The 12500-nt window shown below is 44.8% G+C and carries 15 protein-coding genes; 10 read left to right on the top strand and 5 right to left on the bottom strand.

What is annotated here, in order from left to right:
* Positions 1–4: 4 nt before the first annotated feature.
* The 5 genes from murA to AB1Y31_01555 are packed head-to-tail and all read right to left on the bottom strand — an operon-like array spanning position 5 to position 3712.
* A complete protein-coding gene (murA, locus tag AB1Y31_01575) occupies positions 5–1270 on the bottom strand; it encodes a UDP-N-acetylglucosamine 1-carboxyvinyltransferase (protein ID MEW4981854.1) in 1266 nt (421 codons plus the stop codon).
* A 37-nt stretch (positions 1271–1307) separates the two neighbouring features.
* Positions 1308–1607: an STAS domain-containing protein gene (locus tag AB1Y31_01570; GenBank protein ID MEW4981853.1), complete on the bottom strand. Its 300-nt coding sequence runs from the start codon at positions 1605–1607 to the stop codon at positions 1308–1310.
* A gap of 33 nt (positions 1608–1640) precedes the next feature.
* Positions 1641–2108, bottom strand: a complete 468-nt coding sequence (gene mlaD / locus AB1Y31_01565) for an outer membrane lipid asymmetry maintenance protein MlaD (protein MEW4981852.1) — start codon at positions 2106–2108, stop codon at positions 1641–1643.
* Position 2109: 1 nt separating this feature from the next.
* Complete coding sequence (gene mlaE / locus AB1Y31_01560; GenBank protein ID MEW4981851.1) at positions 2110–2892, bottom strand: lipid asymmetry maintenance ABC transporter permease subunit MlaE; 783 nt, start codon at positions 2890–2892, stop codon at positions 2110–2112.
* 19 nt (positions 2893–2911) lie between these two features.
* A complete protein-coding gene (locus AB1Y31_01555) occupies positions 2912–3712 on the bottom strand; it encodes an ATP-binding cassette domain-containing protein (protein ID MEW4981850.1) in 801 nt (266 codons plus the stop codon).
* 246 nt (positions 3713–3958) lie between these two features.
* Here AB1Y31_01555 and AB1Y31_01550 point away from each other — a divergent pair, with 246 nt between their 5' ends.
* The 10 genes from AB1Y31_01550 to mgtE all read left to right on the top strand — a co-directional run bounded on the left by AB1Y31_01550 (position 3959) and on the right by mgtE (position 12486).
* Entirely contained in the window at positions 3959–4936 is a 978-nt protein-coding gene (locus AB1Y31_01550; protein MEW4981849.1) for a calcium/sodium antiporter, read from the top strand.
* 21 nt (positions 4937–4957) lie between these two features.
* Positions 4958–5941 (top strand): KpsF/GutQ family sugar-phosphate isomerase, encoded by a 984-nt coding sequence (locus tag AB1Y31_01545; GenBank protein MEW4981848.1) that lies wholly within the window; start codon positions 4958–4960, stop codon positions 5939–5941.
* Positions 5938–6477: an HAD-IIIA family hydrolase gene (locus AB1Y31_01540; protein MEW4981847.1), complete on the top strand. Its 540-nt coding sequence runs from the start codon at positions 5938–5940 to the stop codon at positions 6475–6477. Before AB1Y31_01545 ends, AB1Y31_01540 begins: the two co-directional genes overlap by 4 nt.
* An 11-nt stretch (positions 6478–6488) precedes the next feature.
* A complete protein-coding gene (gene lptC / locus AB1Y31_01535) occupies positions 6489–7046 on the top strand; it encodes an LPS export ABC transporter periplasmic protein LptC (GenBank protein ID MEW4981846.1) in 558 nt (185 codons plus the stop codon).
* Entirely contained in the window at positions 7033–7536 is a 504-nt protein-coding gene (gene lptA / locus AB1Y31_01530; protein MEW4981845.1) for a lipopolysaccharide transport periplasmic protein LptA, read from the top strand. Before lptC ends, lptA begins: the two co-directional genes overlap by 14 nt.
* Positions 7536–8261: an LPS export ABC transporter ATP-binding protein gene (lptB, locus tag AB1Y31_01525; protein ID MEW4981844.1), complete on the top strand. Its 726-nt coding sequence runs from the start codon at positions 7536–7538 to the stop codon at positions 8259–8261. The genes lptA and lptB overlap by 1 nt, the downstream gene beginning before the upstream one ends.
* Before the next feature lie 100 nt (positions 8262–8361).
* Positions 8362–9810 carry an RNA polymerase factor sigma-54 gene (locus AB1Y31_01520; protein MEW4981843.1) on the top strand — a complete coding sequence of 483 codons (1449 nt, stop codon included), beginning with the start codon at positions 8362–8364 and terminating at the stop codon, positions 9808–9810.
* A 30-nt stretch (positions 9811–9840) separates the two neighbouring features.
* Positions 9841–10131, top strand: coding sequence for a ribosome-associated translation inhibitor RaiA (raiA, locus tag AB1Y31_01515; protein MEW4981842.1), 291 nt, complete (start codon positions 9841–9843; stop codon positions 10129–10131).
* Positions 10132–10173: 42 nt separating this feature from the next.
* Positions 10174–11031, top strand: coding sequence for an RNase adapter RapZ (rapZ, locus tag AB1Y31_01510; protein ID MEW4981841.1), 858 nt, complete (start codon positions 10174–10176; stop codon positions 11029–11031).
* Between the two features lie 96 nt (positions 11032–11127).
* On the top strand, positions 11128–12486 hold the full coding sequence (mgtE, locus tag AB1Y31_01505; GenBank protein ID MEW4981840.1) for a magnesium transporter: 1359 nt from the start codon (positions 11128–11130) through the stop codon (positions 12484–12486).
* The last annotated feature ends 14 nt before the right edge of the window (positions 12487–12500 follow it).

The following is a 12500-nucleotide window of genomic DNA, read 5'->3' as shown; positions in this document are numbered from 1 at the left end:
GTATTTAATTGGGTACTCGGCGAATTTTTCCGCCTAATAAAGCCGTTTTCTCTTCAATGCATTCATAGCCACGGTCAATATGATAAATTCGCTCGATAATTGTTTCGCCTTTTGACACCAAGCCGGCGATAACTAGGCTAGCCGACGCCCTTAAATCTGTCGCCATGACCGTTGCGCCTTCAAGAACCTCTTTACCAACACATATCGCTGTATTGCCTTCTAATCTAATATCGGCACCCAAGCGCTGTAATTCGTGAACGTGCATAAAGCGATTTTCAAAAATAGTTTCTGTGATAACGGAAGTGCCTTCGGCTAACACATTTAAAACCATAAACTGAGCCTGCATATCCGTTGGAAAACCTGGGTATGGTGCTGTTTTAAATGAAACAGCTTTAGCGCGTCGGCCAGCCATATCCAATTCAATCCAATCATCCCCTATCGATAAATTGGCACCAGCCTCTTCTAGTTTCGACAACACCATATCTAAGGTGCTTGGATCAACATCTTTGATTTTGATTTTTCCACCCGTCACTGCGGCGGCAACTAAATATGTACCCGCCTCAATTCTATCCGGCAAAATGTTATACACTAAATTTTTAGTGGCTAACGATGTTACGCCTTCAATGGTTAAGGTATCTGTTCCAATACCCGATATCTTTGCACCCAATTCATTTAAGAAATTCGCCAAATCACTCACTTCAGGTTCGCGCGCGGCATTTTCAATAATGGTTGTGCCTTCTGCAAGCGTGGCCGCCATCATTAAATTCTCGGTACCTGTTACCGTCACCATATCCAAAACAAGGCGCGCACCCTTCAACCGGTCACACGTTGCATGAATATAGCCATTTTCAACACGGATATCAGCACCCATAGCTTCCAAACCCTTCAAGTGAATATCCACAGGCCGTGAACCAATGGCGCAACCACCTGGTAAAGACACTTCAGCCTTACCAAACCGAGCCAATAATGGACCTAGAACTATAATTGAAGCACGCATTGTTTTTACTAATTCGTAAGGCGCTTTGTATGAGGATATCGTTGAAGAATCAACCTCAACTCTCACCTTTTCATCCACCGATAAGGTCACACCCATTTGCCCTAACAAGCTCATCGTGGTCGTAATATCGTGAAGATGCGGCACATTTCCAATCACAACCGGGTTCTCAGCAAGTAATGCCCCCGCTAGAATTGGTAACGCAGCATTTTTTGCTCCTGAAATGCGTATTTCTCCTGAGAGTGGCCCGCCGCCTTGAATAATCAACTTATCCATTTATTTTATACACCTAATTTTTTCATTTTTAATACCGCTAAACGATCGGTAAAACTCCGTCAAGGCCGCTGACACGTGCTATGTCGAGCATTTGCTTGGGAACCTCTCGAAAGGAAATCGTCTGGCCAGATTCCTGCGCCCTCACCATCCACTCAACCATTAACGCTAAGCCAGCACTGTCTGTTTTTTCAACACCACTGAGATCAAACACTAAGTCCGTTTGGCTAGAAAAAAAGCGCCGAGAACTGTTCAATAAATCAACAACCAAGCCAAACCCCAAGGTACCTGAAACATCTATGACACCCGCACCATTTTGCTTTAGTTCCGCCATGCTCATCGTTGAAACCTCTCTTCAATAACCATCATTACTCTACTCTTCTGCTGAATCACTACTGAAGAGGAATTGACCTATGATCTGCTCCAGCACTAAAGCTGATTGCGTCAACTCCAGCACACTTCCATTCATCAACACCTCTTCTTCACCGCCAGGCTCTAGGCCAATGTACTGCTCACCCAATAACCCAGCCGTTAAAATACTTGCATTACTATCTGAGGGCAATTGATTATATTTCGCCTCTATACTCATCGTCACCACTGCTTCAAATGACTCTGGGTCAAAATTAATAGCGGTCACCCTACCAACATTAACGCCCGCCATTGCCACAGGTGCGCGCACTTTCAAGCTACCGACATTCTCAAAACTCGCCGTTATATCATAACCACCATCACCATTGGCACTGCTTAAGTTACTCACTTCCATGGATAAAAAGAACATCGCCACAAAACCAATTGCCACGAAAAAACCCACTAAAACCTCAATCGATCTCGATATATGCATATTAGATATCTCCAAACATCAATGCAGTTAAAATAAAATCTAACAATAAAATAGCAAACGCAGAATGGACAACGGTTCTCGTTGTCGCACGACTCACACCTTCAGAGGTTGGTATAGCATCGTAGCCCTCAAAAATAGCGATCCAAGTCACCACCCAACCAAATACAACACTTTTGATCAGGCCATTAATGACGTCCTGATCGAAATCTATTTTGGCCTGCATTTGAGACCAATAGCCGCCTTCATCGATACCCAGCAATCCAACCCCAATGAAATAGCCGCCTAGAATACCCACTGCGCTAAATATGGTCGCTAAGATAGGCATAGAGATCAACCCCGCCAAGAAACGTGGCGCCATAATTCTCGCCACAGGGTCAACCGCCATCATTTCCATACCGGATAATTGCTCTGTCGCCTTCATCAGGCCAATTTCAGCCGTTAACGCTGACCCTGCACGACCCGCGAATAATAGCGCGGCTACAACCGGTCCCAGCTCTCTAATCAATGACGCCGAAACCATAACACCCAACATGCCCTCGGCGCCAAAGTCTGACAAGGTGTAAAAACCTTGCAACGCGAGCACCATACCAACGAACAGACCTGAAATAACAATCAACGCAAAACTCAACACACCCACTGAGTGTATCTGGCTGATTAACAAGCGCGGTCTAATAATAACACTCGGTATACTGAGTAAAACATTGACGAAGAACAACGAACCACGGCCCAAGCGCTCAAACATGCCCAGCGAGCTAGCACCTAACCGTTGAAAATAATCTAGCATGGTAAACCCACTTTCATATTCATGCCTCTAAACCTAATAAATCTTTTGCGTACTCTTTCGCCTCATAATGAAAGGGAACCGGACCATCAGCCATTCCCTGCATAAACTGTTGCGACCATTCTGAATCTGATAGCGCAAGCTGTTCTGGCGAACCGTGTTCAATCACCTTGCCAGCTGACACCAAATACACGTAATCTGCAATTGCACACGTCTCTTTCACATCGTGCGATACAACAATACTCGACAAGCCTAAAGCGTCATTTAACAACCGAATAAGCTGCACTAAAACACCCATTGAAATAGGGTCCTGCCCCGTAAACGGCTCATCGTACATAATCATCATCGGGTCTAACGCAATCGCCCGAGCTAACGCAACCCGTCTCGCCATACCACCCGACAGTTCTGATGGCATTAAATCTCGTGCCCCACGCAAACCAACCGCATGCAGCTTCATAAGCACTAGGTGACGAATCATCGACTCCGGCAGCTGAGTGTGTTCGCGCAGCGGAAACGCGACATTATCAAACACGGAAATATCCGTTAGCAGCGCACCACTTTGGAATAGCATACCCATCTTTTTGCGCAACTGATAAAGTTCTTTATGCCTTAATTGATGAATATTTTGCCCATCCACTTCAACCGTGCCAGCCGTGGGCCTCAACTGCCCACCAATCAGCTTTAGCAACGTGGTTTTACCTGTTCCACTCGGGCCCATAATAGCTGTTACTTTTCCGCGCTGAATATCCATATTCACGCCGTCAAAAATAACTTTTGATCCGCGAGAAAAATGGACATCTCTAATTTTTATTAATGGGGCTATTTCCGTCAATTCCGTTTACCTAGTTTCTTGCCACTTTTATTTAATGCTCTAATACTTACTATATAAAATAGATCAAGCATTGTCCTTACCTTAGTATTGCACGTCAATCTGAACTTCCAATATTTACGAGAAATTACATAAAAAATAATTTAAGTCCCTTGATTCACCGCTAAGGCTATTTGCAGGCAATCATTCTATGCGACAATAAATCTTTGCTTTAACCAAACCTAATCCAGCTTATTCTTTATGCTTTTATTTTCAGCTGCCCTTTTTGCAGGCTTTTTGTTTTTAATATTTTCTGCCGATTCCTTTGTCAAAGGCACATCGGCTATCGCTCGCAACTTGGGTATCTCACCCTTAATTATCGGCCTGACCATTGTCGGCTTAGGCACCTCTGCCCCGGAAATGTTAGTCGCTGGAATGGCTTCAATTCAAGGTAACACTGGATTAGCAACAGGAAATGCAATTGGCTCAAATATCGCTAATATCGGTTTAGTGTTAGGGGCGACTGCGCTTGTAACTCCTATCCTAATACAATCATCCTTACTTAAACGTGAACTGCCCATTTTGTTGGCCATTTCAATCGCGAGTTATTTATTAGTCATTGATGGCGATTTATCGCAATTAGATGGCCTTATTTTAATCGCTGGCTTATTTGCTTTTCTATATTGGTTGCTACGTAGCGCACAACAAAGCAAACAGCAAAAGGCCGATGCATTGGCCACTGAATTCGACGACGAAATCCCAACTGATATCAGTAATAAGGCAGCCAGTCTCTACGCAATAATCGGGCTCATTGGGCTGATCGCAAGTTCAAAGCTGCTTGTCTGGGCCGCTGTTAACATTGCAATCATCTTTGGTGTTAGCGACCTAGTAATTGGCTTAACCATCATCGCCATTGGTACTAGCCTGCCTGAACTGGCTGCCTCCATCATGAGTGTTATCAAGAAAGAACCCGACCTTGCCGTTGGTAACATTATCGGCTCAAATGCTTTTAATTTATTGGCTGTTTTTTGTTTACCGGGGCTTATTCACCCTGGCGCAGTAGACGCACAACTCATTTCACGTGACTTCCCAGTTATGCTTGGTATTACGTTATGTCTGTTCTTTTTCTCCTATAGTTTCAAAGGCAAACCAGAGATCAGCCGTTTTAAAGGCGGGATTTTTATGATATTTTTTATCGCCTACCTCAGCAAGGTATACTTAGACACCATTGGAATTTAGCTAAACAAAGACTGCCCACGCATGCCCAATAAAAATAGTCATCGAGAACAACTAAAACGACTCGGTTTAGCCGTTATAAAAACTGAAGCCGAGGCCATTTCAAACCTCACCCAACACATTAACGAACATTTTATCGATGCTTGTGAGCTAATGCTCCAGTGCGAAGGAAAAATAGTTGTTATCGGCATGGGGAAATCTGGGCACGTTGGTAATAAAATTGCTGCCACACTTGCAAGCACCGGTACACCCGCCTTCTTCGTCCACCCAGGCGAAGCCAGCCATGGCGACTTAGGCATGATTACCAAAAGTGACGTTGCCTTAGCGCTATCAAACTCTGGCGAAACGGGCGAAGTACTAACCATTTTACCTATCTTAAAGCGCCTTGGAATCCCACTAATTTCTATCACTGGCAACCCGAGCTCAACCCTAGCCACCATGTCTGACGCACCCATTAATTCCAGCGTAGACAAAGAAGCTTGTCCATTAGGACTGGCACCCACGTCAAGCACTACCGCTGCCTTGGTAATGGGGGACGCATTAGCGATCGCACTGCTTGAAGCTCGTGGTTTCACCGAAGCCGATTTTGCATTATCACACCCTGGTGGTAGTCTTGGCAGGCGCTTACTGCTTCACGTTAACGATGTCATGCATAAAGGCAGTGATATTCCTGTCATTGAAGAAACAGCGCTCGTTAGCACCGCCTTACTCGAAATGACTGAAAAAAAATTAGGCATGACCGCCATCACCAATAAACAGGGCACCTTAACCGGTATTTTTACTGACGGTGATTTACGACGTATGCTCGAAGGTAATATCGATGTACATAACACCGAAGTTCAACGAGTAATGACTCAAGGTGGCGCCACTATTAGCCCAGAAAAACTAGCTGTTGAGGCCTTACAATTAATGCAAGACAAGAAAATTAACGCTTTACTCGTGACCGACAACAATAAATTAGTTGGTGCGTTGAATATGCACGATATGCTGAAGGCTGGATTATCGTGATTGAGCTAAATGACGACTTTCAACAACGCGCACAAGACATCGAATGTGTTATTTTTGACGTAGACGGCGTACTCACCGATGGGAAATTATTTTTCGACCTAAGCGGTCAAGAATACAAATCATTCCACGCGCAAGACGGCCAGGGGTTAAAACTACTACAACAAAATGGCATTGAAGTTGCCGTTATTTCCGGTCGCTCATCACCCATTGTTGAGCGGCGCATGAAAAGTCTTGGCGTTAAACACGTTTATCAGGGACAAGAGAACAAAATAGCCGCTTTTAATGATTTACTCGACAAATTAAGCCTTCGTCCCGATCAAGTGGCACACGTTGGCGACGACCTGCCCGACTTGGCACTAATGACCCGAGCTCGCCTCGCTATTGCTGTTCAAGATGCCAACCCGTCTATCTTGCCGTATTGCCAAGGCCAAACAACTCGCCCAGGCGGACAAGGAGCTGCGCGTGAAGTGTGTGACGCCATTTTGACTGCTCAAAAAAAACTGGCTATCGCCATTCAGATTTTCACCGACGCTTAAGCTTTAAGCTGATGAAATATCTAAAAATAACCGCCTTAGCCATTCTCGCCGCCAGTACTTGGTGGCTAGCATTTACAGAAGAGCCAGAGGTTGAGCAACAGACAATAAAACCCGGCCACAAAATTGATTACTTTTTAAAAAACTTTGAAGTACTGAGCATGACCTTAGGTGGCAAGCCAAAACAACGGATACAGGCGGAGTATATGCAGCATTTCGTCGATGATGACAGCACCGAAATGACCCAGCCCATTATGACCATGTATTCGCCAGACAAACCTGACTTACATATTAACTCAGAAACCGGATACATCTCTTCTGATGGCGAACTCATTCTGCTTAACGGGGCCGTCAAAATCAAACGAGACGCACTGAAAAATATTGCACCGCTTGAAATCGACACTCATAACCTCCGCATTCAATTACCAAACGACTTTGCTGAAACAGACGAATTCGTTAAGATTAAATCTGGTGAAAACACCATACAAGGAATTGGTTTGCGTGCGCATTTTCGCGAACCTATCAACATCAAAATACTAGAGAAAGCACGAGGCCTGCATGAAATTAATTAATTGGAAAACTGTTTTTTTTGCCTTCATCTTAATCTCACTCTCAACGCCATTATGGGCATTGAGCTCTGACAAACAAAAGCCGGTAGAAGTTGAGGCCGACAGCTTTAACTTAGATGATGCGAAAAAAATCACCATCTATTCAGGCAACGTTATTATTACGCAAGGCAGCATGGAAATCATGGCCGAAAAAGTCACCATTTATGGTGCTCGCGGCACGACAGATAAAGTGATTGCTATTGGTAACCCAGTCAAATTCAAACAACAACCAGACGGCAGCCAAGGCCTTATTCGAGGAGAGGCTAATCGCTTCGACTACCTAGTTACTAGGGACACCTTGATTCTAATCGACAAAGCAACCTTATGGCAGGACGGCAGCACATTTACCAGCGACCGAATTGAGTACGACAGCAAGCGATCCGTGATTAAAGCTGGCGATAAAAAGAGTGGCTCGAAACGCGTCAAGATCACATTAGAGCCGGCCAAGAAATAATGAGCATCCTACGTACAGACAATATCTGCAAACAATTCAACGGCCGAAAGGTTGTTGATAACGTCAGCATCAACGTAAAAAGCGGCGAAGTTGTTGGCTTATTAGGACCCAATGGTGCCGGTAAAACCACCAGCTTTTATATCACCGTCGGTTTAATAAAACCTGATAGTGGCAAAATTTTTCTCGACGAACAAGACATCACACTAAGCCCTATGCACGTCAGAGCAAAGCAAGGCCTCGGCTATTTACCGCAAGAGGCCTCTGTTTTTAGAAAGTTAAGCGTGGAAGATAATATTCGCGCTGTGTTACAAACCCGTCAGGAGCTATCTCCAGGACAACAAGAGCTTGCCCTTGACGAATTACTCGGTGAGTTTTCAATTAATCACTTACGGTCACAAAGCGCTTTAGCACTGTCAGGCGGTGAAAGGCGGCGTCTTGAAATAGCGCGCTCCCTCGCGACTGAACCACGTTTTGTGCTACTAGACGAACCTTTCGCTGGTGTTGACCCCATCTCTGTTATTGATATTCAGAAAATCATTCACCACCTAACCGAACGCGATATTGGTGTGCTCATTACCGATCACAATGTTAGAGAAACATTGGGAACCTGCGACCGAGCATACATCTTAAACAACGGCTCTGTGATCACTGAAGGTTCCGCCGAAGAAATCCTAGGGCACCGTGAAGTACGCGATGTTTATTTAGGGCACGACTTTCGCATGTAATTCTAATTAAAATCACTCTCCTTTGTAAAATATGGGCTAAACTTGAGATTATGAGATGTAAGCAAGTTTTAATTCCTTCAATAATCGGGCAGTACAAATAATGAGGCAGTCTTTACAGCTTCGAATTGGTCAGCACTTGACCATGACGCCACAACTCCAACAAGCCATTCGCCTGTTACAACTGTCCACCCTCGAACTGCAACAAGAAATTCAAATCGTATTGGATGGCAATATGATGTTGGAGGTTCCAGATGAAGAATCTCAAACCAACCAAGAAGAGACGGATAAAAAAACGACGCCTGCTGACGAGAAAACCAGTGAAGGCTCGCAAGACCAGCTGCCTGATGAGTTAGCTGTCGACACTTCATGGGATGATATTTACGATTTAGCGCCATCACCAGGACTTAATCAACCATCCGATACCACACCGCCAGACCCAGGTAGCATAAACTCTGCCAAACAGACGCTACACGACCACCTTACCTGGCAAATGGAATTAACCAATTTTTCAGACACCGACCGCGTTATCGCGACCGCCATTATCGATAGTATTGATGACAATGGTTACTTAAATTCAACCACCGAACTCCTCCATCAACACCTTTCAGAGCATTTAGATGACCTAGACCTTGATGAAGTCATTGCTGTTTTACACAAGGTACAATCGTTCGACCCGCTAGGCGTTGGTGCCGTTGATTTACAAGACTGCCTTCTAATCCAACTCAGGCAACTGCCTGACGATACGAAGCTTTTGCCTTTGGCCATGGAGTTGGTTAGTGACTACATGCCTGCACTTGGCTCTCAAGATAGTACTAAATTAAAGCGCCAGCTAGGAGTAGATGAAGAAACTCTCGGGCAAATCATTTCTCTTATCCAGCAGCTAAACCCTCGACCTGGCTCTGGCGTCGAAGAAACAAGCACTGAATACGTCACACCTGATGTTTACGTTGCCAAATTAAAAGGTAAATGGCAGGTCTCCATCAATGGTGAAATAGCCACTAATATTCGTATTAACCCTTACTACCAAACGCTCATCAAGAAAGGCGACAAGAGCACTGATACCCAAACAATGAAGAACCACTTACAAGAAGCTCGCTGGTTCTTAAAAAGTTTGCAAAGTCGCAACGAGACCTTAATGTTAGTCTCACAGGAAATTGTTAACCGACAGCAAGAGTTTCTTGAGCATGGCGCAATTGCTATGAAACCCATGGTGCTTCGTGATATTGCCGACACTGTTGAAATGCATGAATCAACAATATCTCGCGTCACTACCAATAAATATATGCATACGCCAAATGGTATTTTTGAGCTTAAACACTTCTTTTCCAGTCATGTTTCAACTGATAGTGGGGGTGAATGTTCAGCCACTGCCATCAGAGCCTTTATCAAAGAACTCGTGAATAATGAAAACCCTAAAAAGCCTCTCAGCGATAACAAAATTGCCGCTATACTAGGGGATAAAGGCATTAACGTAGCGAGACGAACGATCGCTAAATACCGCGAATCCATCTCGATACCCCCTTCTAGTCAGAGGAAACGAATCCTTTGACATTTTTCGTCACCACAACAGGAGAGTAATATGCAATTAGATCTATCTGGACACCATGTTGATATCACTGATGCTATTCGGGAATATACTAATTCAAAATTTGGCAAGATCAAGCGCCACTTTGATAAGGTCATCGACGTCCATGTTGTTCTATCCGTTGAGAAACTGGAACAAAAAGCAGAAGCAACTATCCAATTAAATGGGACAAAAATCTTTGCCGAGGATACTCAAGAAAATATGTACGCAGCCATCGACACATTGGTTGACAAGTTAGACAGGCAAGTCCTAAAACATAAAGAAAAAACGAAAGCTCATCGTTAAGCATTCGAGGCCGGCGTTATCGCCGGCCTTTTTACTGCAATCATGAAACTCATCATAGTAAGCGGCTTATCCGGGTCGGGAAAAAGTGTCACCTTAGACACCTTAGAAGACGCCGGCTTTTATTGCACAGACAACTTACCGGTTGCTTTATTACCGGACTTCTCAACACTACTCACTGATTCAGAAAAAACATTATTTAGCAAAGCGGCTGTCGGCATTGATGCACGCAATGACCAATCTTCATTAAGTCAATTTGGCGCATTCATTGAACAGCTAAAACACAATAACATCGACTACGACGTTATTTTCCTCAGGGCCAGTAAAGAAAGTTTATTAAAGCGCTTCAGTGAAACTCGACGCAAGCATCCTTTGTCTGATGAGAACACATCGTTAGACGAAGCCCTTGATCTTGAACTTGAGCGACTTAGCTTAATTGCCAGCCATGCCAGCATACAGATCGACACCACTCACACTAACGTACACCAGTTACGCAGCATTATACGTGAGCGCGTGAGCCTTGATAAAGACACCGGCCTGTCACTTCAGATCATGTCATTTGGCTATAAACACGGCGCACCGAACGATGTCGACTTTGTGTTTGATGCCCGCTGCCTTCCAAACCCGTATTGGGAGCCAAGCTTACGTAAATTTACTGGTAGAGATGCAGCCGTTATTGAATTTCTTGATGAAAAAAAGCTTGTTCAGGACTATTTAGAGGACACTGCACAGTTCTTAACCCGTTGGATTCCAGAATTTATCAACACAAACCGGAACTATTTATCCATCGCCATCGGCTGCACAGGCGGTCAACATCGATCCGTTTATCTCACAGAAAAATTAGCACATCACCTAACAACACAAGGCCTCAACATTATTACCCGCCACCGCGAAATCGCTTAACTAGCCAAACACCTCCCAGCCTATAAATAACAAAGCAGTCGGCAATGGATTAAGCTAGAATGGTTTGCGTTTACAGCACCTGATTTTATTATCGATATGTCAGTCTCTCCACAACACGAGAACACCCATGAGCACCTACGTTTACTCGCGGGTAACCTTGATAGTGGTGCGCTTTCGCAAATCGAAGCACAGGTTAACGAACTCCATCCTGCTGAAATAGCCAACCTTCTTGAGTCGTTACCGCTCCAAAATAGGCGTATCGTTTGGGAGCTAATAAACCCAGCATTAGCGGGGGATATTTTAGTTGAGGTTAACGATGAAGTGCGTTTGGGTCTCATTGAACAAACCGACGAAGAAGACCTTATTACCGCGGCCGTTTCCTTAGAAACGGATGACCTGGCCGATATCTTTGAAGACCTTCCAAAAGCCGTTTTACATGAAGTCGTACGCTCCATGTCAAACCAAGACAGGCGGCGCTTGCAGTCCGTTATGTCGTATGATGAAGACAGTGCTGGCGGTTTAATGAACCCCGATATGGTCACCATTCGTCCTAATGTCGAGCTTGATGTGGTTTTAAGGTACCTCCGACAGCGAGGCGAGCTTCCAGCTAATACCGACAAATTGTTTGTTGTGGATAGAGATGATCGATACCTCGGCGTGCTTAATATCTCTGACTTACTCACAAAGAGTAAAAAAGAATCCGTAAGCGATACCATGCTCACCGATCAAAAGGCCTTACCGCCCACCTTGTCCGACAATGACGTCGCCTTGTTTTTTGAAGATTACAACCTTGTCTCTGCGCCCGTTGTTGATGAAAATAATCGACTGCTGGGTCGTATCACCGTTGATGACGTGGTCGACGTTATCCGCGACGAAGCTGACCGTTCTCTTTTAAGCCTCGCCGGTCTGGATGAAGATGACGATATGTTTGCACCGGTCATTAGAAGCGCCAAACGTCGCGCAGTATGGCTCGGCATCAACTTATTTACCGCTTTTTTAGCCGCTTGGGTGATTGGCCTTTTTGCTGCGACCATCGAACAAATTGTGGCTCTCGCTGTGCTAATGCCGATTGTCGCAAGCATGGGTGGTATTGCCGGCAGTCAAACGCTAATGCTAGTGATTCGCGGCATCGCATTAAACCAAATTGGTAAAACAAATTCGCGTTGGCTACTTTGGAAAGAATTATCCGTAGGTACCTTAAACGGCATTCTATGGGCCTGCGTGGTCGCGGTCATCACGGGTCTTTGGTTTCAAAGTCAATCACTTGGCCTTTTGATTGGTGCCGCTCTGATTATTAACCTCATCTTCGCCGCACTTGCTGGCGCTACTATCCCACTCACCTTAAAGCGAATGAATATTGACCCCGCTATCGCCGGTGGCGTGATCTTAACGACGGTGACTGACGTGATTGGTTTCTTTTCTTTTTTAGGCCTAGCAACCGTCTTCTTAACGTAAGCTAAAAAGCCTAA

The organism is Cycloclasticus sp., assembly GCA_040743155.1.
Classification (GTDB): domain Bacteria; phylum Pseudomonadota; class Gammaproteobacteria; order Methylococcales; family Cycloclasticaceae; genus Cycloclasticus.
This window is presented reverse-complemented; position numbering and strand designations above follow the sequence as displayed.

What these genes read in the sequence shown, in the direction of transcription:
- murA (MEW4981854.1), bottom strand. Translation starts at nt 1,270, where the DNA reads ATGGATAAGTTGATTATTCAAGGCGGCGGGCCACTCTCAGGAGAAATA.
- AB1Y31_01570 (MEW4981853.1), bottom strand. Translation starts at nt 1,607, where the DNA reads ATGAGCATGGCGGAACTAAAGCAAAATGGTGCGGGTGTCATAGATGTT.
- mlaD (MEW4981852.1), bottom strand. Translation starts at nt 2,108, where the DNA reads ATGCATATATCGAGATCGATTGAGGTTTTAGTGGGTTTTTTCGTGGCA.
- mlaE (MEW4981851.1), bottom strand. Translation starts at nt 2,892, where the DNA reads ATGCTAGATTATTTTCAACGGTTAGGTGCTAGCTCGCTGGGCATGTTT.
- AB1Y31_01550 (MEW4981849.1), top strand. Translation starts at nt 3,959, where the DNA reads ATGCTTTTATTTTCAGCTGCCCTTTTTGCAGGCTTTTTGTTTTTAATA.
- AB1Y31_01545 (MEW4981848.1), top strand. Translation starts at nt 4,958, where the DNA reads ATGCCCAATAAAAATAGTCATCGAGAACAACTAAAACGACTCGGTTTA.
- lptC (MEW4981846.1), top strand. Translation starts at nt 6,489, where the DNA reads ATGAAATATCTAAAAATAACCGCCTTAGCCATTCTCGCCGCCAGTACT.
- lptA (MEW4981845.1), top strand. Translation starts at nt 7,033, where the DNA reads ATGAAATTAATTAATTGGAAAACTGTTTTTTTTGCCTTCATCTTAATC.
- lptB (MEW4981844.1), top strand. Translation starts at nt 7,536, where the DNA reads ATGAGCATCCTACGTACAGACAATATCTGCAAACAATTCAACGGCCGA.
- AB1Y31_01520 (MEW4981843.1), top strand. Translation starts at nt 8,362, where the DNA reads ATGAGGCAGTCTTTACAGCTTCGAATTGGTCAGCACTTGACCATGACG.
- raiA (MEW4981842.1), top strand. Translation starts at nt 9,841, where the DNA reads ATGCAATTAGATCTATCTGGACACCATGTTGATATCACTGATGCTATT.
- rapZ (MEW4981841.1), top strand. Translation starts at nt 10,174, where the DNA reads ATGAAACTCATCATAGTAAGCGGCTTATCCGGGTCGGGAAAAAGTGTC.
- mgtE (MEW4981840.1), top strand. Translation starts at nt 11,128, where the DNA reads ATGTCAGTCTCTCCACAACACGAGAACACCCATGAGCACCTACGTTTA.